The 22193-nt window shown below is 63.2% G+C and carries 17 protein-coding genes and 1 tRNA gene; 12 read left to right on the forward strand and 6 right to left on the reverse strand.

Annotated elements, in window-relative coordinates:
• Window positions 1-44: 44 nt before the first annotated feature.
• Both ACIPL0_RS22895 and ACIPL0_RS22900 read right to left on the reverse strand, forming a co-directional pair.
• Window positions 45-2099, reverse strand: a complete 2055-nt coding sequence (locus ACIPL0_RS22895; protein WP_400599718.1) for a pyridoxamine 5'-phosphate oxidase family protein — start codon at window positions 2097-2099, stop codon at window positions 45-47.
• A 191-nt stretch (window positions 2100-2290) separates the two neighbouring features.
• Complete coding sequence (locus ACIPL0_RS22900; RefSeq protein WP_400599717.1) at window positions 2291-2671, reverse strand: DUF6632 domain-containing protein; 381 nt, start codon at window positions 2669-2671, stop codon at window positions 2291-2293.
• A 363-nt stretch (window positions 2672-3034) separates the two neighbouring features.
• On the opposite strand from ACIPL0_RS22900, the gene ACIPL0_RS22905 reads away from it, so the two are divergent.
• Window positions 3035-4660: a collagen-like triple helix repeat-containing protein gene (locus tag ACIPL0_RS22905; RefSeq protein WP_400599716.1), complete on the forward strand. Its 1626-nt coding sequence runs from the start codon at window positions 3035-3037 to the stop codon at window positions 4658-4660.
• 168 nt (window positions 4661-4828) lie between these two features.
• Window positions 4829-6505: a ShlB/FhaC/HecB family hemolysin secretion/activation protein gene (locus ACIPL0_RS22910; protein WP_400599715.1), complete on the forward strand. Its 1677-nt coding sequence runs from the start codon at window positions 4829-4831 to the stop codon at window positions 6503-6505.
• 139 nt (window positions 6506-6644) lie between these two features.
• Here ACIPL0_RS22910 and ACIPL0_RS22915 read toward each other — a convergent pair.
• Window positions 6645-6720, reverse strand: a tRNA-Asn gene (locus ACIPL0_RS22915).
• A 439-nt stretch (window positions 6721-7159) separates the two neighbouring features.
• Here ACIPL0_RS22915 and ACIPL0_RS22920 point away from each other — a divergent pair.
• From ACIPL0_RS22920 to ACIPL0_RS22965, 10 genes are all read left to right on the forward strand, one after another.
• Window positions 7160-8476 carry an MFS transporter gene (locus tag ACIPL0_RS22920; protein WP_400599766.1) on the forward strand — a complete coding sequence of 439 codons (1317 nt, stop codon included), beginning with the start codon at window positions 7160-7162 and terminating at the stop codon, window positions 8474-8476.
• Window positions 8477-8587: 111 nt separating this feature from the next.
• Window positions 8588-9055 (forward strand): Lrp/AsnC family transcriptional regulator, encoded by a 468-nt coding sequence (locus ACIPL0_RS22925; RefSeq protein ID WP_400599714.1) that lies wholly within the window; start codon window positions 8588-8590, stop codon window positions 9053-9055.
• Window positions 9056-9473: 418 nt separating this feature from the next.
• A complete protein-coding gene (locus ACIPL0_RS22930) occupies window positions 9474-10889 on the forward strand; it encodes an APC family permease (RefSeq protein ID WP_400599713.1) in 1416 nt (471 codons plus the stop codon).
• 57 nt (window positions 10890-10946) lie between these two features.
• Window positions 10947-11813, forward strand: coding sequence for a polysaccharide deacetylase (locus ACIPL0_RS22935; protein ID WP_400599712.1), 867 nt, complete (start codon window positions 10947-10949; stop codon window positions 11811-11813).
• Window positions 11810-12883, forward strand: coding sequence for a C45 family autoproteolytic acyltransferase/hydolase (locus tag ACIPL0_RS22940; protein WP_400599711.1), 1074 nt, complete (start codon window positions 11810-11812; stop codon window positions 12881-12883). The genes ACIPL0_RS22935 and ACIPL0_RS22940 overlap by 4 nt, the downstream gene beginning before the upstream one ends.
• Window positions 12884-12919: 36 nt before the next feature.
• Window positions 12920-13333, forward strand: a complete 414-nt coding sequence (locus tag ACIPL0_RS22945; RefSeq protein ID WP_400599710.1) for a VOC family protein — start codon at window positions 12920-12922, stop codon at window positions 13331-13333.
• A 25-nt stretch (window positions 13334-13358) separates the two neighbouring features.
• Window positions 13359-14174, forward strand: a complete 816-nt coding sequence (locus ACIPL0_RS22950) for an SDR family NAD(P)-dependent oxidoreductase (protein ID WP_400599709.1) — start codon at window positions 13359-13361, stop codon at window positions 14172-14174.
• 26 nt (window positions 14175-14200) lie between these two features.
• Window positions 14201-15214: a Rieske 2Fe-2S domain-containing protein gene (locus ACIPL0_RS22955; RefSeq protein WP_400599708.1), complete on the forward strand. Its 1014-nt coding sequence runs from the start codon at window positions 14201-14203 to the stop codon at window positions 15212-15214.
• Window positions 15211-16173 (forward strand): PDR/VanB family oxidoreductase, encoded by a 963-nt coding sequence (locus tag ACIPL0_RS22960; protein WP_400599707.1) that lies wholly within the window; start codon window positions 15211-15213, stop codon window positions 16171-16173. The genes ACIPL0_RS22955 and ACIPL0_RS22960 overlap by 4 nt, the downstream gene beginning before the upstream one ends.
• A gap of 182 nt (window positions 16174-16355) precedes the next feature.
• A complete protein-coding gene (locus ACIPL0_RS22965; protein ID WP_400599706.1) occupies window positions 16356-17069 on the forward strand; it encodes an amidotransferase in 714 nt (237 codons plus the stop codon).
• Between the two features lie 853 nt (window positions 17070-17922).
• Here ACIPL0_RS22965 and ACIPL0_RS22970 read toward each other — a convergent pair.
• From ACIPL0_RS22970 to ACIPL0_RS22980, 3 genes are all read right to left on the reverse strand, one after another.
• Complete coding sequence (locus ACIPL0_RS22970) at window positions 17923-19416, reverse strand: aldehyde dehydrogenase (RefSeq protein WP_400599705.1); 1494 nt, start codon at window positions 19414-19416, stop codon at window positions 17923-17925.
• A gap of 26 nt (window positions 19417-19442) precedes the next feature.
• Window positions 19443-20726 (reverse strand): NAD(P)/FAD-dependent oxidoreductase, encoded by a 1284-nt coding sequence (locus ACIPL0_RS22975; protein ID WP_400599704.1) that lies wholly within the window; start codon window positions 20724-20726, stop codon window positions 19443-19445.
• 76 nt (window positions 20727-20802) lie between these two features.
• The gene (locus tag ACIPL0_RS22980) at window positions 20803-22167 is read right to left on the reverse strand and encodes a glutamine synthetase family protein (protein WP_400599703.1); all 1365 of its coding nucleotides are present in this window, start codon (window positions 22165-22167) and stop codon (window positions 20803-20805) included.
• Window positions 22168-22193: the final 26 nt, after the last annotated feature.

The following is a 22193-nucleotide window of genomic DNA, read 5'->3' on the forward strand; positions in this document are numbered from 1 at the left end:
CGCGGTGATCTTCACTGACCCGTAGCCGTCCGGCTTGCCAGCGTTCACAGCTCCAGATGCAGCGGCTCCGTCCCTGCGGCAGGAAAAGCGCAACAGATCAGCGCCTCGCCGGCCGGAACCTGAAACTCCGGTGGTTGGGCGTAGGTCACGGCGCCTTGCAGGATGTTGGTCCGACAGGTGCCGCAGGAGCCGCCACGGCAGCCGAACGGCGGCGCCAGATCGCGCTGCTCGGCCAGGTCCAGCAGCGAGCCATCGCCCGGATTCCAGCGAGCTTCCTTGGTCGAGGCCATGAACATCACCGCCACCGACTCGCTGGAGACCGGTGCCAGCTCCACCACCGGCTGGCTGTTGTTGCCGGTGCGTTGCAGGCTGGAGGGGCCGAAGGCTTCGGCGTGGATGCGTGAATCGTTGATGTCCAGTGCGCGCAGACCGTCGTACATCTGCTGCATGAAACCCTGCGGGCCGCAGAGGTAAAAGTCGTAGTCATCGAATGGCAGTTGCTCGCGCAGCAAACCGACGTTCAACCGGCCTTCGTAGTCGTAATCCACACCTTTTTCGGCACCTTCGATGTGGCTCAGCGCACGCACGTAGTGCAGCTTGCCGTCAGAGGCCGCAGCGAGGGCGGCGAACTCCTCCTGAAAGGGCATCTGCGCCAGGGTGGAGGCGGACTGAAAGACCCAGGTCGGCCGCCGATACTGGGTGCGTTTGCCCTCGTGCACCAGATGCCGGGCCATGGACAGCGCCGGCGTCACGCCTACCCCGGCGGCGAGCAGTACCACCGAGCGGCGCACCGATGGATCGACAGTAAACACGCCGGCCGGGGCACGGGCCTCGATCAGATCGCCAATTTCGATGTGATCGTGCAGATGGCTGGAGACCAGACCTTCACGTTTGACGCTGATGCGCAGCACGTCGTCAGTCGGCGCGCCGGACAGGGTATAGGTGCGCACCAGTGGCTTGTCGTGGCCGGCGAGGGTGATGCGAATGGGCAGATGCTGCCCGGCCAGGCGGGTCGGTACACCCACGCCATCATCGGGCAGCAGGTGGAACGAGCGGATGGTCTCGCTCTCGTCGACGATGTCGATCACCCGATACGGGCGCCAGCTTTGTTGCAGCGCGGCGGCCTTCAGGCGCAGCGCCATGTCTTCCCAACTGCCGGTCATCAGCACATTGGGCGAGGTGCCGTCCTCCATGTCGACCCAGCGCAGCGGCAGGCCACCGGGTCGCCGTATCACCCGCTCGGGGAAAAAGCGCCACATGCGCTCCGCGCCGATGAAAGCCAGGGTCTCTGGCGAGTCGAGGATGACTTCGGTGCGCCCGGTCATTTGCAGCAGATCGCCGCTGCGCATGTCGACGAACACCAGCCCGGCGCGCGGATTGATCAGCATGTTGCCGAGGGTATTGAAGAACAGATTGCCGTTGAAATCCGGCACGGTCAGTGCGCCGTGCTCGTCGACCCGCACGAAACCCGGCTTGCCGCCGCGATGGGACACATCGACCTGGCGTTCACCGTCACGCACCACGTAGGAGGCGACATAGAACGAGTCCGCTGCCGTGATGGTCGCGATGTCCTGCTCGCTCAAGACTTCAGACTGGCTGACCTCGCCCGGCGGCGTGTCATCGAAGGCGTAACGGCGCAGGTGGATGTAGCGCGGGCAGTTGCCGTAGGACTGGGTCGGGATGATGTCAAAGCCGTCGTCGCCTGTGCGCCGCACAACACCGTTGAGCCGGTTGCGGCGCCGGGTGTGCAACTCGATGCCGAGCATGCCGATACCATCGCCGTCCTGCATGCCGACGTCCGCCGGGTCCGCAGGCTCTCTCGGCAGATCAAAGGCCAACTGGCGCGGATCGGGCGAGTGCATGAACCCCGGCTGACCCGCGCGCAAGGTCGCCCAGGGATCGCCCTGTGGATCGACGCTACCGAGCACCACAAAGGGCAACTGCGCATAGAACTCGCGATGCTGATCAGGCAACCAGTCGCGGGCCATCTGCAGCTTGCCCGGCTTGACCATCCGCTCGACCGCACCGACGCTGCGCTGCAGGCGTAACTCGCCTTCGTGCCATGGCGACGGTTCAAGCTCTTTTGACGGTTCTTGCATGACGACGACCTCGATGAGGGGGTGGGTGAATCCTCCTCCAATAGTCGTAGCAGCAAAATGGCATGTCGCGTAATTGAGCATTTCAGGGGCTGAAACGATCGCGGCCAGCTCGCGGGTCGCCCTGCGTCAGCGATTTTCGTCCCGACCCTCAAGAACCCACCGCGCGCTTGAACCCCGTCGCGTGTCCCGGGTCAATCCGCCAATCGCGAGCGCGGCGTCAAGATGGCCAATGCAACCACAACGATAAACAGCGCCGGCACGTCACCTGCCAAGTGCCCCATCTGCTCCGGCTGGGTGAGCGCCTGGGCGGTCATGACGGCCCCGTGTACGGCACTGGACCAGACGGTGAACCAGATCAGGCTCAGATTCGCCAATGGATCACGCGCGGCCAGGATCAGGAACACGCCAAGTGTGGCGTAGATGCCAACGATCATCATCGGGTAGTCCGAGTGACCGGTGTGCCAGGCCCAACCGGACGGCCAGAACAACATAAGCGGGTAGAGCGCCAGGCACGCAAGGCCAGCCAGAACCAGAACAATGCGCAAATACCTCAGGCGATCGACTGTGGTCATGGCGGGCTCCTTTTTGGGCCTGAGGGGGATGGCAACTTCACGGGCGTTTGGAGATCGTTCCTTGTTCAATCGTCTATCCCTGACGGACCAGAACCGTGGACGGTGTGCGCAATCTGCCTGATCCGTTCCGGTAGTAGTCCAAGCATAGCGACTCACCAGCGCAATTCCCTGAGAACGGCCAATTCATCGATTTTTCAGGGGTGAACCTTTTCAAAAGGTGCGTGCTAAACGCGACATACACAAGTGATTAACACCAAGTCGTGGATTGTTTAATACGGGTCTGGGGGTTGTGATGATCGCCACGTCAGGCGCTTTTGCGCCTCTTTGGAATATCACGCAATCGTGGTTGAAAGGATTCTCGACATGAAAACTCGACCTTTACTCATTTCTTCGATATTGGCCCTGATGCTCGCTGTCAGCCTGGGCGGTTGCAGCAGTGGCGGCGGCGGCTCGAAAAGTCATGTGAACGGTTCGTCCGGCTCCGACAATGCTACTGGCGGTACCAGCAGCGGCGGCGATGGTGGCAATGGCAATGGCAGTGGCAGTGGCGGCGCGGGTGATGGTACTGCTGGCGGCGGTACGGGAGGAAGCAGCGGCGGGGACGGCGTCGCTGGTGGAGGCGGCGGGGTGACACCGAGCAATCCCGGCACGCCGACGACGCCGACCAATCCAGGTACGCCCACCACGCCCACCACGCCGACCACACCGACGACGCCAACCGCCACGACACTGGTGACGCCGGCGGTCGTCAGCGGACTCGGTGACACGGTCGGCCAGGTGGGCGATGTCGTGGTGGGTGTGGGTTATGCCGTCAGTGCGATCCCGCTGGCGCGCACCACGGCACTGAGCGCCGGAGTGGGTGGGCTGGTGTCCTCGGTCGGCACCGCCGTCAACAGTGTCGGCAGCGGCGTGAGCGACGGCCTGGGCAACCTGGGTTCAGACGGTAATGCCTTGGGTACAACCGTCGCCAGTGTGGGCACTACCGCAGGCGATCTGGGCGGCGGTGTTTCGGCGCTGGGTGGCGGAGTGTCCGCATTTGCGCGTACCTCGGCCATTGAACAAGTCCCGCTGGTTGGAAACGTCGTCGACCGCGCGGGTGGGTTGGTCGATCAGGTCGGGCAACGGGTCACCATGCTGGGTGACACGTTGAGCGTTGCCAGCACCGCGGGGCCTCTCGGTAATGTGACCCAAGGCGTCGGCAACAACCTGGTGCCGGTGGTGGCGATGCTGGAGTCGACCACGGCGAATGTCGGCACCGCCACGGGGCTCGGCGCGCCGGTCAACGGTGTTTTGCAGAGCGCCAAGACTGGCCTGAACAATCTGGGTGGCGCGGTCAAAAATGCCGGCGGTGACAGTCCGGTCACCTCGGGTCTTGGCGGCTCGCTGGGCGGGTTGGGCAACGTTGCCGGGACGGCCGGCGGTTACCTGGCGGGCAATGGCAATGGCGGCAGTGGCGCTGCGGCGGGTGGTCTGATTCCTGCCGTGGGTGGCGTGGTTGCTGGCGCAGGTAACGGGTTGAATGCAGGCAGCAGCAATGGTCTGGTGAGCGCAGCTGGCCTCAACACCAGCGCGCTGGGCAGCACGGTCGCTTCGACCAATACGCTGCTGGGTGGCGCCGGCGCGCCTAACACCGCCATCGCTGCGCCCGTGGCGGCGTTGACCGGCAACGTTGGCGCCGCTGTGGCACCTGTGGTCAATACCGTCGTGGGCGTGACCCAGCAAGTGGGTACTGCTTCCGGTATTGGAGGCCCGATCAATGGCCTGGTCGCTCAGGTGGGTGGCGCGGTCGGCAATCTGGGTACGCAGATCGATGCCGCCAGTAGCAACCCGGTGGTGAGTACGCTCGGTACTACGGTCACCACGGTCGGCAATACCGTGACGCAGGTCGGTAACGCGGTGCAGGGTTCTGGCGGCGTCAGTGGTGGTCTGGGTGGCGTGCTCAATGGCGTCACCGGGACGTTGGGTGGCGGGTTGGCCAGTCGCAAGTAATGCTGCGGCCAGCGTGGTCGGTGCCGGCGCTGAAGCGCTTCTCCATGGGCGTGCTGCACGGGTGAGTTACACCCAGCGCCCAGGCTTGTTTCAGGCAGGAAAGCCGGACGCTCTCCTGCCTTGTTGCCCGCGATGCAACGCCGCTGCTGTAGGCCAAAGGAGTGCCCTATGCGTGTTTGTGTTTCCCTGTTGCTCTGCAGTGTGGCCGTCGTGCCGTTACTCGTGCAGGCAGAACCGCTGCCCAGCTTCCTCAACAGCAATGATCGGGAACGCACGTTGCCGGTGCCCAACCTGCCGGCCGATGCCTATCGCCCGTCGTCCCCGGCCTTGCAGGTGCCGACACCGCCCGCCAATGCCGCACCACTGATGATGAACACCCAGGTGATGGTGCGCAAAATCCGCATTGAGGGCGGAACCGTTTTCCCCCTGAAGGAGTTGGGGGCGAGTTATCAGCCGCTGCTGGGCCATGAGGTCAGCATGGCGCAACTGATCGAAGCGACCCGGGGCATCACCCGGCGCTATCAGGACAACGGCTATCTGCTGTCCTATGCGTTTTTGCCGCCCCAAGGGTTTGAAGACGGGCTGGTGCGGGTGGTGCTGGTGGAGGGCTACGTCCGTGATTATCGGCTCGACGGTGACATCGGCCCCAGTTCGGCTTACCTGCAGAAGCTGGTGGACAAGATCCGTCAGGAACGTCCGTTGACCCGCAAGACCTTCGAGCGTTACACCGCGCTCATGAGCCGCGTCCCCGGCGTGACCTTGCAGGCCCAGGTTCCGCCGCCCGGCACCACCGACGGCGCGACCACGCTGATCGCCCAGGCCACCCGAAAACCGTTCACCAGCACGTTGAGCATGACCGACGACAATCGTGAAGGGACACAGGCGTTGCTGGGCGTCAGCAGCAACGCCCAGACAGCGATGGCCGAGCAGGTGACCGTCAGCGGCCTGTTTCCCCCGGGCGACGACAAGGAGCGCTACTACCGGCTCGATTACAGTCAGTACCTCAATGCCGAAGGGACACAACTGACCGCCTCGGCTGCCCACTACCGCAGCGAACCGGACACACGCATCGCGCTGGACAACGGCCTTGAGTTGCGGCAACGCAGAGACAACGACCGCTTTTCCATCGGCGTCAGCCACCCGCTGATCGCCGCGCAAAAAGAATGGCTCAGCCTCGGTGCGCGCCTGTACGCGGTCAATGACACGTCGCGTTATGACGTGGTGGGTTTTCCCTTGAGCGTTGACACCCGCACCGACATCCGCGCACTCGCCATCGAGGGTGATTGGCGTAAGACCGCCGACCGACAACTGCGCATCCTCAGTGCAGGGCTGTATCGAGGTATCGATGGCATGGGTGCCAGGACCGATGACAACAGCTATGACCTGGACTTTTTCCGGGCGCGGCTCTCGGGCGTGCAGAGCGACACGTTTTTCGAACACTGGCAGGGTGTATTTTCAGCCGCGCTCTACTGGAGCAACGACACGTTGCCCGACAGCGAGCGCGCCCAGTTCGGCGGACAGAATTTCGGTCGTGGCTACCCGACCGATCAGGCGTCCGGCGACAAAGGTTGGGGTGTCGCGTACGAGGTCAACTACAGCTTTCAGCGTGATGGCCGTTGGGTGAAGGTGCTGCAGCCCTATGTTGTATTCGACGCCGCTCGAACCTGGTTCAACGACCTGCCGCTGCAGGATTCAAAACTGTCATCGTCTGCCGTAGGGGTGCGCTTTGGTGACGGCCGTTACTACAACATTGCCCTGGAGGCGGCCAAACCCATGTCGGATATCGGCCTGGACAGCTTCAACCGCAACCCGCGCTTTACCTTGAGCTTCAGTTATCAGCTCTGAACCATGGTCTGACACAGAGTGTTTTACACATTCTGTGAGGGGAGGGGGACGAAAGGGTAAAGCGGCACCGACGTCTGGAGCGAAGGGGCCCAGAAACGAAAAAAGGCCAGCTTTACGCTGACCTTTTTCATATTTCGTTTGGCTCCACGACCTGGACTCGAACCAGGGACCCAGTGATTAACAGTCACTTGCTCTACCAACTGAGCTATCGCGGAATGAGGGCTATCTTACTGATTAAAAAAGAGAAGTCAAGCAACAGGTTGAAAAAAAATTGAGTGGGCGATGCTATTTCCAGACCGCGCAGATCACGCTCCGCACCAGTGTGAACGGTCGGTGGCATCCAGCTTGGCGGCAACTGCGATGTCGAATGCGCTACACGCAGATGCCCTTGATAGCGCGCGAATGATGGAAATGCGACAGGCGACGGATTGAATGATTGCGCAATCAGTGTACTATCCGCTCCGAGGTCACAGGCTCTCCAGAGCCGTGCCTCTTTTTTTGATTTGCGATGATTGCGCAATCATAAAGCGTCATTGCAGGTATCAGGAGCAAACCGGCAAGGATCCGCCGCCACACAGCACAATAAGGAAAATAATAGTGACTCACACAGCGCAGGCCGTGGCGAAGACCAATATTCGCTATCTCATCCTCGCGATGATCTTCATCGTGACGGTTTTCAACTACGTCGACCGCGCCACGCTGTCGATTGCCGCCCCTTCAATGCGTACAGATCTGGGTTTCGATGCCGTGACCATGGGCATCGCCTTCTCGGCGTTCGGCTGGGCCTACACCAGCATGCAGATTCCGGGCGGCATCATTCTTGACCGCTTCGGTTCCCGCATCGTCCTGGGCATGAGCCTGATCATCTGGTCGGCGCTGACGTATTTGCAGGGCTATGTCGATCTGTTCAGCTCGGCCTTTGTCGTGCTGTTCGTGCTGCGCTTTTTGATGGGCGTGGCCGAATCGCCAGCCTTTCCGGCCAACAACCGCCTGACGGTGATGTGGTTTCCACGCCATGAGCGCGGCCTGGCGACGGCGATTTTCCAGTCGGCGCAATATTTCGCGCTGGCGGCGTTCACGCCGTTGATGGTGCTGCTGCTCAACAGCTTCGGCTGGCAGCATGTGTTTTTCTGGACGGGCGGGGCGGGCATTCTGATCGGCCTGCTGTGGTTCAAGATGGTTCACGAGCCGCGCAAGGACAAACGGGTCAATCAGGCGGAAATCGACTACATCGAAGCCGGTGGCGGCCTGCCCAACATCGGCGACGTCAAGACGCCGTTCAGCTGGAAGCGCGCCCGGGCCATCGGCGGCAACCGCATGATGCTCGGTGTCTATCTGGGCCAGTTCTGCCTGACCTCGATCACCTGGTTCTTCCTCACCTGGTTTCCGACCTACCTGATCGAAGCCAAGGGCATGACCATGCTCAAGGTCGGTCTGGTGGCGGCGATCCCGCCGATTGCCGGGTGCCTGGGCGGCATGATCGGCGGTGTGTGGTCGGACTGGATGCTGAAAAAGGGCTTCAGCCTGACCGCCGCGCGCAAGACCCCGATCATCTGCGGCCTGTTGCTGTCCAGCAGCATCGTCGTCGCCAACTACACCCAGTCGATTCCGCTGGTGATCGCGGTCATGTCCCTGGCCTTCTTCGCCAAAGGCGTCGGCAACCTGGGCTGGTGCATCGTCGGCGACGTGTCGCCGAAACGCGCCATGGGCATCAGCGGCGCCATGTTCAACTTCTGCGGCAACATCGCCAGCATCGTCACGCCGATTGCCATCGGCTTGCTGGTCAATCAGTTGGGCTCGTTCGACTCGGCACTGATCTACGTCGCCGCCATGGGCCTGCTTGGTGCGTTCGCCTACCTGGTGATCGTCGGTCCGCTGAATCGGCTGGAAATCGACGACCTGGGCGATGACGCGGCCGATCCAGTGGCCGTCGATCAGAGCAAAGCGGGTCTGGCCAGCCCTCGCGCTTGATACTGCGTTTGCCCGAGCACGCCATTCCAGCCGCTTGGGCATATCTGGTAGCCTTCGATCTTTGTCCGACGTCTGCGCCCGTGCCGTCGGACACTGCCCGGAAGCTCCTCTATGCCAATGTCAAAACTCGATCCGCTGGACCTGGACATCGTCCGTGAATTGCAGGAAGACGGCCGCCGCCCGTTTCGCGAAGTAGCGCGCAATCTCTCGGTGCCGGAGGCCACGGTGCGTACGCGGGTCAAGCGCATGCAGGATCAGGGCATCCTGCAGATTCTGGCCTTCACCAACCCGGCCAAGCTGGGCGACGCCAAGCTGGCGCTGATGTTCGTCAACGTCACCCCGCAGGACCACGAGCGCGTAGTCGACACCTTGGGGCGCTGGACCGAAGTCAGTTACCTGTCGACGACCATGGGCACCGCCGATATCTGTGTGCAGGTGTTGTGCCGCGACAACGACAGCCTGTGGCGGCTGAAGCAGAAAATCCGTGCGTTGCCGGGTGTCGAAGAGGTGCGGCTGATGCAGGAAGTCAAAGTGCACAAGATCCGCTTCACCATTCCGGGCGCCGATCTGGAGCCTTGATCCGTTTCTGGCAACGTTCTGCGCAGCCATGATGCTGCGCAGAAAATCCGCCTGATTGCTGCGCATCGCACGATTTCTCACCGCCACAAATTCCCCGCTTTTGTCGTCATCTGACCCCGGCAGAACCTCTGCAGGTGATGACCTCTCCTGTCACTTATCCATTTGCGACAAACCCTGCGCACCCCAATGGCGCGGGCGCTTTGCGCTTTTTCCCGTGAAACCCTCATGGCGCATGGGTTGCGTTCGTTGCGCGATTTTGTAGCATCCGAACTGCAATGGCGCATTGCGTATTCAATAGCGACATATATCGCGCAATGCGCAATTTAACTGCAAAAAATAAGTGCTAATGCGCAGAAAAGATGATTAACATTGACTCATCGCAAGTTGTTACAAAAATACAGCGAGAGGGGTGAGCGCCATGCACGACAGCACCAACGGCCACGGGCCGGATCAGGGTTTCGAGAAGACCATTCGCTGGTGGGATGGCGTCGCCATTACCCTCAGCCTGCCTGCGGCGCTGTTTGTCGGCCTGGGCTATTCCATGGGCGCCATCGGTGCCTGGGCGGCGGTGGCCTTGTGGGCCAGCATCGCGGCGGTGGCGGCGCTGCATAACTGGGTGTACTCGGAAATGGGCGCGATGTTCAGCCACAAATCCGGCGGTATCGCGCTGTATGCCAACGAAGCCTGGAGCAAGCGCTTCCCCGCACTCGGCCCGCTGGCGACCTATGCCTACTGGTTCGCCTGGGCCACGGCGCCAGCGATCTGGGGCCTGGCGGTGTCGCAGATCCTCACCGAGCAGTTCTGGCCCGAAGCGACTTACGTGCTGGACCTCGGTGTGATTCAGCTCGATCTGCCGAAACTGATTGCCCTCGGCGTGGCGCTGGTGTCCTGGGCGCTGAGCATGATCGAGCTGCGTTTCACCATGATCCTCATCACCCTGGCCGGTGTGCTGCTGATGATTCCGGTGGTGATCTTCGGCAGCGGCGCCTTTGCGTCCCATCTGTGGAGCAGCGCGTCGTTCACCTGGCGGATCCCCGGCGGAGTGGAAGGGCTGCGCACGATCATGGCCTGGTTGTTCGTCATGGCCTGGTCGGCGTACGCGGTGGAAGCGGCCGCGTCGTTCATCCCGGAATACCGCGACACCGTGCGTGATACCCGCAAAGCCTTGCGCGTTTCGGCCTTGATCCTGCTGCTGGTCTTCACCCTGACGCCGCTGGGCCTGGCCGGCCTGCTCGGTGAACAGACCCTGGCCAGCCAGCCCAACGGCTTTCTCCAGGCCGGTGCGCAAGTCTTGCTCGGCGGCGGTGCGGCTGCGATCACGCTGGTGTTGATCGCCGGCATCCTCGTGCTCTCGGTGATGGGCACCGCCGACGCGGCCCGCGCGTTGTATCAGAGCTCGCGGGACGGTCTGACCGTGCGCCAGTTCGGCGTGCTCAACCGCAATGGCGTGCCGGCCCGGGCGGTCACCGTGCAGCTGGCAATCAACGTGGCGCTGGTGTTGTTCGTCGGCAATGCGCTGGCGGTGATCGTCGCCGGTAACGTCGGTTACGTACTGGCGCACATGCTGGCGGTGGCCGGTTTCGTGGTGCTGCGCAAGGACCAGCCGGACACGCCGCGGCCGATTCGCCTGCCACGACGCTGGATCGCCATCGCCTCGGCGCTGGCGGTGTTCGACGGGCTGATCCTGATCGTCGGCATGACCAGTTCGTCGATCACCGGCTACGGCAGCTACAAGGAAGTCGGCATCGCCATTGCCGTCCTCGCCATCTCCCAGGTCATATACCGGCTGCGCCGCATGCAGGACCGCACGCAAGCGCAGCCTGCGCACCCGTAAACGTTAGGTACGGGCTCAGTTCAGCCCACGTACAACCCCTGTAAAAAGGAACACCCGATGAGTACCGATAACTCGTTTGGCCTCGCCTGGCCGAACCGTAGCCCCGTGGCCGTCTCCCTGACGTTCGACGTGGATGGCGAAGCCGGATTTCTCGGCGACAGCCCGACGTTTGCGCGCCGCCTGACCAGCCTTTCGGAAGGCCGTTTCAGCGTGAATCGCGGCGTGCCACGCATTCTCGAACTGCTGGCACGACATCAGATCAAGGCGTCGTTTTTCGTGCCGGGTCACACCGCCGAACACAACCCGTGGCTGGTCGAGCGTCTGCTGCAGGCGGGCCACGAAGTCGGCCATCACGGCCACATGCACCTGCGCAGCGACAAGGCATCGCCCCAGCAGCAACTAGATGAAATGGAGCGTGGCCTGGCCGCCTTGCGCGAGGCCGGTGCGCCGAAACCGGCGGGTTATCGCTCGTCGTCCTGGGAACTGACCCCGGAAACCTTCGAGCTGATCATCCAGCACGGTTTCCAGTACGACTCCAGCTGCATGGGCGATGACCGTCCCTACATCGAGCACTGGAACGGCCAGTCGATCATCGAGCTGCCGGTGCACTGGTCGCTGGATGACTGGCCGATGTTCGGCTGGAGCATCGACAACGGCGGCAATTACACCCATCCACGTACGCTGACCGATGTCTGGCTGGCCGAGTACGAGTCGGCCCGCCGCGACGGTCGCCACACCAGTTTCACCATGCACCCGGAAGTGATCGGCCGGGCGGCGCGCTTCGAACAACTGGAGCGCTTCGTCGAGCGGCTGGTCAGCGACGGTGACGTCTGGTTCGCCCGTCTGGACGAGGTGGCGACCCATGTCGCGCCGTTCTTGAACGCTGCGCCGTTGCCGAAAGCTGCAGAGGGGCGCCGCACATGACTTACGTCTTTCGTTCCACCGTCACCGACCCGTTTGGCCGCGGCCGTGAATTCGGCGAATGCCACGCTGTGCAGATCCGCGCGTCGGTCGAGGCGTATCGCGGTCTGTTCCAGCGCAGCGCCGGTCGCCGTGTCGACCTGTTGGCCCTGGGCAGCGAAGCGTTGACGCAGATCGAGGCCTTCGCCGCGCCGCTGCACGACGAGATTCGCGGCATGGCCGAGGGCAGCGGGGTGGATGTCCGCGAGATCGGCGCCATCAATGCGCGCACGGAAATCCTCGCGTATCTGGGGGCGACCTTACGTGGCGAATGCTCCACGGTCGTGCATGTCGACCCGGCCAGGGCGGCACCGCTGACCCTGCAGACCTGGGACTGGTATTCGCAGTTCGCCAGCCAGTGGCTGCAATGGGAAATCCCCCATGCCGACGGGCGCCTGACCACCACCGTCACCGAGTACGGCATCGTCGGCAAGATCGGCGTCAACAACCGTGGCATCGGCGTGCATTTCAACATCCTCCATCACCGCCTCGACGGTCAGCGCATCGGCGTGCCGGTGCATGTGGCCTCGCGCTGGATGCTCGACAGCACCGGCGATTTTAACGACGCCCTGCAACTGCTGGCTGCCGTCGATTTTTCCGCTTCCAGCGTGCTGACCGTGGTCGCTTCGAAGGACGGCGAGGGCGGTGCGGTGTCGGTGGAGCTGTATCCGCAGGGCCCGGCGTTCGTGTTCCCCGGCACCGACGGCCTGCTGGTGCACACCAACCATTTTCTTGATCGCAAAGCCGCCGAGGGCGACACCGAATGGCCGGTGTACCCGGACACCCTGGTGCGCCACGACGTGCTGAGCCGACGCCTGCGCAACCGCCAGGACCTCAGCGTCGCGACGCTGTTGCAGGCCATGCACAGCCATCTGGGCAGCACCGGCGCCGTGTGCTGCCACCCCGACCCGAACAGTCAGGCCGACCAGTACCAGACCCTGGTCACCGTCGCCATCGACGTCGCTGCCGGCACCCTGACGGCGATGCCGGGCGGGCCGTGTGTCCACGTCCCGACGACTCACCCAACCCACTGATCACGCCGCCTTCATCGAAAAAAGGAGACCACTCCCATGCTCAAACTCAAACGTGTCGACAACATGGACATCCTCACCCACGACGTCCAGCGGCTGGTGGACTTCTACCACGGCACCCTCGGCCTCGGTTTCTTCCTGCCGTATGTGGCCGAAGAGCGCTGGGCCGCCATCGAGACCGGCAACCTGACCCTGTACCTGTTTCACACCGAAAGTGAGACCCCGGTGGAGCGCCGCACGGCGGTGAACCTGAAAGACAAGCCGGGCTTCGACTCCTTCGCCTTCGAAGTGGAAAGCCTCGACGAGGCCATGGCCTTCCTCGACGGCAAGGTCGAGTGGGTCACCGACAAGCCGATCGAATGGCAGCACCCCAACGGCACCCACTACCGCTACCGGCCGATGTTCGACCCGGACGGCAACATGCTCTACGTCACCGAACCGCACAAGATCTGAAACCTGTCTTCAAGGAGAACAACAAATGACAGTGTCCATTGCCAGCCAGCACGCCCGGGTCGCCCCGTCAGCCGTGCTTGAGCTCGACCCCAAGGCGCAGCAATTCACCGGCCGTGTGGCCCTGATCACCGGCTCCGGCCGGGGCGCCGGGCGCGCCCACGCCCGTCTGTTGGCGGCCCGTGGCGCTTACGTGGTGGTCAACGACATCGACGAAGACGTGGCCCGCGCCACCGCTGCCGACATTTGCGAAGCCGGTGGCAAGGCCATCGCCATCGCCTGCGACATCACCGACAAGGCGGCTGCAGAAGCGATGGTCGCCAGCGTCGTCGCGCAACTGGGTCGCCTCGACATCCTCGTCCACAACGCCGGGATGATGTACTCGCTGACTGGCCTTGAGCAGACCGACGACGCCAACTTCAACCAGTTGCTGGCGATCAACGTGCATGCGCCGCTTTACCTGACCCGCGCCGCGCTGCCGGCCCTGCGCCAGAGCGCGGCGCCACGGGTGGTGTTCATCAACTCGCAGTGGGGCCAGGTGCCGGACGGCCATTCCTACGGCTACATGGTGTCGAAGACCGCACAGCTGGGCCTGATGAAAACCCTGGCCAAGGAGTTCGTCGGCGAGGGGATTCTGGTCAACGCGATCACCCCTGGCGCAATCCTCACGCGCATGGTCCCCGAGGAATACATCGAGGGCGAAAAAAACAACATTCCGCTGGGCCGTCTGGTGCATCCGGAAGAAATCGCCGCCGCCGTGGCCTTTCTCGCCAGTGACGAAGCGGCGTTCATCAGCGGCCAGGTGCTGGCGGTGAACGGCGGTGCGCTGGTGGTCGGTATTTAAGCTTCGAGCCTGATGAGGAATTCAACATGAGCACAACAATGACTCAGCGCCAACGCGCAGAAGCGGCGATGCGTCGCCAGTGGTTCCCGGTGGCTCGCAGCGTCGACCTGGCCACGCCACAGTCCGCGACCCTGCTGGGTCAGCGCCTGGTGGTGTACCGCACCGAATCCGGCAAGGCCGTGGTGCAGGATGCCCGTTGCCCGCATCGCGGCGCCGATTTCGCCCTGGGCCAGGTCCACGGTGAAAACATCTCCTGTCCGTATCACGGCTGGCAGTTCTCGGCCGAAACCGGTCGCTGCAGCCATGTGCCGTCGCTGGCCGATCAATGCAAGATCCCGCCTCAGGCCGCGATCAAGACCTACCCGGTGATCGAGCGCTTCGCCCACGTCTGGACCGTGCTGGAAGACCCGGTCGAGGAACTGTACGACCCGCAGCAGTGGCAAGGCATCGACTTCCAGTGGCTGGCCGCAGAGCCGCTGCATTCGCCGACCGGTGTCGCGGTGGCCATCGAAAACTTCCGCGACGTGGCACATTTCCCGTTCGTGCATTTCGTTTCCATGGGCCCGAGCAAGCATGAAGTGGAACCGCTGAAGGTGCGCCGCGAAGGCCTCGACGTGGTCATGGAGCGACCGCTGGATGCCGGTGACGGCGAATGGGCCAACGACGGCGACTGCATGATGTATTACCACTGCGCGGCGCCGGGGCTGGCGACTATCACCTATGACTACGAGCGCCTCGGCAAGCGCATCGTCGCTGGCTTCCCGAGCCCGGTGGCCTATGACGAGGTGAAAATCTTCTGGGGCGTGGCCAACGCCGTGGATTTCAAGGGCGCCGACCTGCAGGAAAACCTGCGCATCGAAGAGATGGTGTACCTGGAAGACATGCCGATTGCCGCCGGTATCTTCCCCCGGGAAATCGACTGGGACGGCGTGTTCGTCGAGCACTCGGTGCCGGCCGACCTGTTCACCCTCAACTATCGCCGGGCGTTTCGCGAGTTCATGGACCGCGCCGTGCCGGAATCTGCGGAGAAGGTGGCATGAGCCGCGCAGGCGCAGGTCCAGGCAGGGAAATGCTGATCCGCGCCATGCGTCTGGAAGCCGATGGCGTGATGTCGCTGGAGTTCACGCCGTTGCAGGGCGAGTTGCCGGCGTGGGACGCGGGGGCGCACATCGATGTGCGCCTGCCCGGCGGTACGGTCCGCCAGTATTCGTTGTGCAGCGACCCGGCCGAGCGCGGGCATTTGCGCATCGCCGTGCTGCGTGAGGAAAAGGGCCGCGGCGGCTCGCGGGAAGTGCATGACGGCTTGCGCGTCGGTCAGCGGATCTTCATCAGCGAACCGCGCAATGCCTTTGCGCTGGCCCCGGCGCAGGCGTACCAGTTCGTCGCCGGGGGAATCGGTATCACGCCGATCCTGCCGATGATTCTCGCCGCCGAGCGCGCCGACATCCCTTGGCATCTGGTGTATGGCGGCCGTTCGCGGCGTTCGATGGCGTTCCTTGAGTCGTTGCAGGGCTATGGCCGCGAACAGGTGGAAATCCTCCCGGCTGACGAGTTCGGTCTGCTCGATCTGGAACGCATCGCCGCGCGCGCGGCAGCCGGTGCGGAAACCTACAGCTGCGGGCCGGGGGTGTTGCTCGATGCGTTGACGGCACGGTTCGACGCCCAGGAACTGGGTGCGCGTCTGCACCTGGAGCGCTTCAGTGCAGCGCCGTTGTCGGCCTCGACGGGCGAGGGTGAGCTGACCGTGATTCTTGCCCGCAGCGGCAAGGAAATCGGCGTGCCGTCCCATTGTTCGGTCATGCAGGCGCTGCGTGACAACGGCGTCGACGTGGCGTCGTCCTGCGAACAAGGCGTGTGCGGCATGTGCGAAACCCGCGTGCTCGACGGCGAGATCGACCACCGCGACATGCTGCTGACCGACAGCGAACGGGCGCGCAACAACGTGATGATGGTCTGCGTGTCCCGGGCAAAAACCGCGAGGCTGGTGCTCGATCTCTGAACGCGCAATACCTCCCTGTAGGAGCGCGGCTTGTCCCGCGACCGGCGACGAAGTCGTCGTAAAACCAGTTAATGCGTTTTACCTGTCATATCGTGTTTTCTGAATTTACGACTGCTTCGCAGCCGGTCGCGGGACAAGCCGCGCTCCTACAGGTGTCTGCCTTTCTCCTCTCAGGAATTCCCATGCTCTCCATCTGCATCCTCGAAACCGATCACCTGCGGCCCGAGCTGGTCGCCGACTTTCATGGCTACGGCCAGATGTTCCAACAATTGTTCGCCCGTCAGCCGTTGCCAGCCACATTCAGCGTGTTCAACGTGGTGGACGGGCACTACCCGGCGCAAGACCAGCATTTCGACGCCTACCTGGTTACCGGCAGCAAGGCCGACGCGTTTGGCGATGAACCGTGGATCGCCACGTTGCGCGACTATCTGAAGCAGCGCTACCAGAGCGGCGACAAGCTGCTGGGTATCTGTTTCGGTCACCAGATCCTGGCGCTGGTACTGGGCGGCGAATGCGGGCGCTCGGCGCGTGGTTGGGGGCTGGGTGTTCAGCATTATCAACTGGAGCAGCAACTGACCTGGATGACCCCGTCGTTGTCGGGCTTCGACCTGCTGGTGTCTCATCAGGATCAGGTCACGGCGTTGCCCGTCGACGCGCAATTGCTGGCCTCCAGCGCGTTCTGCCCGCTGGCGGCGTATCGGGTCGGGAATCAGGTACTGTGCTTCCAGGGGCACCCGGAGTTCGTCGCCGACTACGCCCGGTCGCTGCTGAATATTCGCCGGGAAACGTACGGCGAAAGCCTGTACCAGCAAGCCAGCACAAGCCTCGACCGCAGCCACGACGGTGTTGTGATTGCGCAATGGATGCTGCAATTCGTGGCGCAGGGCAGAGGCTGATCACACCTGTTCTGCGTGGGAGGGAGCCCTGCTCGCGAAAGCGGTATGTCAGACACTGCAATATTGCCTGTCACGACGCCTTCGCGAGCAGGGCTCCCTCCCACGGTCTTCGGCCGGCATCAGAAAATCGGTATTCCATTTCATCAATGCCACCACGATCCATTGTGGGAGCGAATTCATTCGCGAAGCGGTGTTCCAGACGCTGGATGTACGTCGGCTGGAATGCCTTTTCGCGAATGAATTCGCTCCCACCGGGGATTCCCTTTACAACCTGTGCGCCCCCCAGCCTCGACCACAGCCGCGACGGTGCGGGCACACGAATATCTTGTGTGGAGGGAGCCCTGCTCGCGAAAGCGGTATGTCAGACACTGCAATATTGCCTGTCACGACGCCTTCGCGAGCAGGGCTCCCTCCCACGGACCTCAGCCAGCATCAGAAAACCGGTGTTCCATCTCATCAACGCCACCACGACCCATTGTGGGAGCGAATTCATTCGCGATGTGCTGTTCCAGACGCTGCATGTGCGTCGGCTGGAATGCCTTTTCGCGAATGAATTCGCTCCCACCGGGGATTCCCTTTACAACCTTTGCCGCAAAGCCTCGACTACAGCCGCGACGGTGCGGGCACACGTATATCTTGTGTGGGAGGGCTCCCTCCCACGGTTTTCGGTCGGCATCAGAAAATCGGTATTCCATTTCATCAATGCCACCACGATCCATCGTGGGAGCGAATTCATTCGCGATGCACTGTTCCAGACGCTGGATGTGCGTCGGCTGGCATGCCTATCGCGAATGAGTTCGCTCCCACAAGGGCCTCCATAGCGGTCAACCCGCAACCGACGCCATCTCTCAAATCAAAGCTTGATCCAGGTCGCCTTCAGCTCAGTGTACTTGTCCAGCGCATGCAGCGATTTGTCTCGGCCGTTACCCGATTGTTTGAAGCCACCAAAGGGTGCGGTCATGTCGCCGCCGTCGTACTGGTTGACCCACACGCTGCCGGCGCGTAGTGCTTTGGCGGTCAGGTGGGCTTTCGACAGGTCGGCGGTCCATACGCCGGCGGCGAGGCCAAACGGGCTGTCGTTGGCAATGGCAATGGCCTGTTCCGCTGTGTCGAAGGTGATCACCGACAACACCGGGCCGAAGATTTCCTCCTGGGCGATGCGCATCGCGTTGTCGACGCCATCGAAAATCGTCGGCTCGACAAACACGCCGCCAGACGCCTCCAGCGTGCGCTTGCCGCCACACACCAGCCTGGCGCCCTGATCGATGCCTTGCTGGATGTAGCCGAGTACGGTGTCCAGTTGCTGGCCGTCCACCAACGCGCCGACCCTGGTCGCAGGGTCCAGCGGATGGCCGGGGCGCCAGCTTTGCAGCGCCTCCACCAGCAGCGGCATGAAACGCTCTTTGACCGAACGTTCGATCAACAGCCGCGAACCGGCGGTACAGACCTCGCCCTGATTGAAGGCAATCGCGCTGGCGGCGGCTTCGGCGGCGGATTGCAAATCTGCGGCATCGGCAAAGACGATGTGTGGGCTCTTGCCACCGGCCTCCAGCCACACACGTTTCATGTTCGACTCGCCGGCGTAGACCATCAGTTGCCGGGCGATGCGCGTCGAGCCGGTGAACACCAGGGTGTCGACGTCCATATGCAGCGCCAGCGCCTTGCCGACGGTATGACCGAAGCCCGGCAGCACGTTGAACACGCCCTTGGGTATTCCGGCCTCGACGGCCAGTTGCGCCAGGCGGATGGCGGTCAGCGGCGATTTCTCCGAAGGCTTGAGGATCACCGAGTTGCCGGCCGCCAGCGCCGGCCCCAGCTTCCAGCAGGCCATCAACAGCGGGAAATTCCACGGCACGATCGCAGCGACAACGCCCACCGGTTCGCGGGTGATCAGGCCCAGTTGGTCGTGTTCGGTCGCGGCGATTTCGTCGTAGACCTTGTCGATGGCCTCGCCGTACCAGCGGATCGCCCGGGCAGCACCGGGGATGTCGATGCTCAGCGCGTCGCCGATCGGTTTGCCCATGTCGAGGGTTTCCAGCAGGGCCAGTTCCTCGGCGTGATGTTCCATCAGCTCGGCGAGGCGGATCAGTACGGCCTTGCGTTTTACTGGCGCCAGACGTGACCAGACGCCGGACTCGAAAACAGCACGGGCATTGGCCACCGCCAGGTCGGCATCGGCCTCGGCACAACTGGCGACGCGGGTCAGCAGGCGTCCGTCGAGAGGGCTGATGCAGTCAAAGGTGTCGCCGCTGACGGCGTCGCGATAGTCGCCGTCGATAAACGCCTGATGGCGTGGTGACAGGACGGCGGCGCGTTGCTCCCAATCGGAGCGAGTGAGGTGATTCATGTTCGGTTCCTGTGAAAGGGGATCGCTCAGCGCAGCCGCTCAAGCATCTGGTAGTACCACATGCCGGCGGCCAGCATCGGGTTGCCGAGCAGGTCGCCCATCGGCACGCGAATGTGCTGGCAGGCGGCGAACGTTTCGAAGTGCGCCAGTTGCCCGGTGATGGCTTCGGCCATGATCTCGCCCATGATGTGGCTGGTGGCGATGCCGTGGCCGGAGTAACCCTGGCAGTACCAGACGTTGTCCGAGAGCTTGCCCAGTTGCGGGATGCGGTTGATGACGATGCCCATGGCGCAGCTCCACTGATAGTCGATCTGCACGCCCTTGAGCGCCGGGAAAGTCGCCTCGATGCACGGACGCAACTCGGCGGCGATGTCGCGGGAATCCTTGCCGCTGTAGTTGGCGCCGCCGCCGAACAGCAGACGGCCGTCGGCGGTCATGCGGTAGTAATCGAGGACGAAGCGGCAGTCGTAGACCGCGAGGTTTTCCGGGTTGAGTTCGCGGGCCAGCTCACCCAGCGGCGCGGTGGTGACGATGCCGCCCATGGCCGGGAAAATCTTGCCCTTGAGCTTGCCCGGTTCCAGCTTGTGGTAGACGTCGCCGGCCAGCAGCACCTGGCTGGCGTCGATGCGGCCTTGCGCGGTGACCACCGCCGGCTGGTCGCCATGGACGATCTGCAGCACTTCGCTGTTTTCGAAGATCAGCGCGCCCAGGCTTTCCGCCGCCCGCGCCTCGCCGATGCACAGGTTGAGCGGGTGCAGGTGCATGTTGCGGGTGTTCTTGATGGCGCCGTAGTACAGGTCGCTCTGCAGGATGTCGCGCACCTGGCTGCGGTCGAGCAGGCTGACTTCATCGCCCATGCCGCGACGTACCGCTTCGTCGTAGTCGTTTTGCAGACCCTTGAGGTGGCCGGGTTTGTAGGCCGCATGCAGATGGCCATGGCGCAGGTCGCACTGGATGCCGTAGCTGGCGACCCGCTGGCGGATGATTTCGTGGCCGCGCCAGCGCAGGTGCCAGATGAAATCGTCGACCTCGCGGCCGAGGGTCTTGCGCATCTGTTTGCGCATGGCTTCGTCGCCCGACAGGCTGCCAGTGACTTGCCCGCCGTTGCGGCCGGTGGCGCCCCAGCCGATCTTGTGGCTTTCGACGATGGCGACCTTGAGGCCTTTTTCTGCCAGCTCCACGGCGGTGGCGACACCGGTGAAACCGCCGCCGATGATCACCACGTCGACGCGGTGATGGCCTTGCAGGGTGGGGTAATCCGTTTCCCGGTCAAGGGTTGCGGTGTAATAGGAATTGCAGCGCTGAGTCATATCGATACCCGTCGTTCAGTCAGTTCGCAGGAGGCGCGGGCGAAGCCGCGCCGGCATGGGCTGTGGCAAATCCGACTCAGGCTTGCGTCAGATACCAGCGCCAGTCCTGCTCACCCACTTCTGCCATGAACTGCCGGTATTCGGCACGCTTGACCGCCAGATAGACCCCGAGAAACTCCGGGCCTAGTGCATCCCGTGCCCACGCGGACTGCTCCAGCGCGGTCAGCGAGGTCAGCCAGTCGGTGGGCAGCAACTGCGTGGCCTGGGCATAGCCGTTGCCTTCCACCGGGGCGCCCGGATCGATGTTTTCACTGATGCCGCGATGAATGCCGGCAAGAATCGCCGCTGCCGCCAGATACGGGTTGGCATCGGCGCCGCAGATGCGGTGTTCGATGTGCCGGCTGTTGGCCGGGCCACCCGGCACGCGCAGGCTGACGGTGCGGTTGTCGACGCCCCAGGTCGGCGCCAGCGGCGCGTAGCTGTTGGCCTGAAAACGACGGTAGGAGTTGGCGTTCGGGCAGAACAACAGCAGCGAATCCAGCAGCGATTTGAGCATGCCGCCCACCGCCTGACGCAGCAGCGGCGTACCGGCCGGGTCTTCCGAGGCAAACAGATTGTGGCCGTCGGCATCGGCGAGGCTGACGTGCATGTGCATGCCGGTGCCGGCCAGATCGTCGAACGGCTTGGCCATGAAGGTCGCTTGCATGCCGTGCTTGTGGGCGACGGCCTTGACCAGCCGTTTGTAGCGCACGGCCTGATCCATGGCCTCCAGCGCGTCGCCGTGTTCCAGGGTGATTTCCACTTGGCCGGGCGCGTATTCGGAAATCGCCGTGCGTGCGGGAATGTCGTGCAGCTTGCAGGCGCTGTACAGATCGGCGAGGAACGGCTCGATCTGCTCCAGCTCGCGCAGGCCGTAGACCTGGGTGTGGCGAGGGCGACCGCCGTCGGCGTCCAGCGCCGGTTGCGGACGGCCGTTGTGGTCGCGTTTGGCGTCGAGCAGGTAGAACTCCAGCTCGCAAGCCATCACCGGGTGATAACCCTCGGCCTTCAGCCGCTCGATGATCTTGATCAGCAGGTGCCGAGGGTCGGCGATGGCGGCGGGCATGCCTTCGCTGGGGTGCATGCTGACCTGCACGGCAGCGGTAGGAATCTGCCGCCACGGCAGGCGCACCAGGCTGCCCTCCAGCGGGTAGGCACGGCAATCGATGTCGCCGACATCCCAGACCAGCCCGGAGTTTTCCACGTCTTCGCCTTGCACGGTCAGGCCGAGAATGGTGCTGGGCAGTGGTCGCCCGCTTTCATAGACCGCGAGCAGTTCTTCGCGGTGCAGCAGCTTGCCGCGAGGCACACCGTTGGCGTCGAGAATGAACAGCTCGAACATGTCGATATCGGGGTTTTGCGCCAGAAAGGTCTTGGCGTCTTCAAGGGCTGCGAATTTCATCGTCGTTCTCACTTTTTGCGCCATGC

This window comes from Pseudomonas sp. NPDC090208 (assembly GCF_044746785.1).
Lineage (GTDB): Bacteria > Pseudomonadota > Gammaproteobacteria > Pseudomonadales > Pseudomonadaceae > Aquipseudomonas.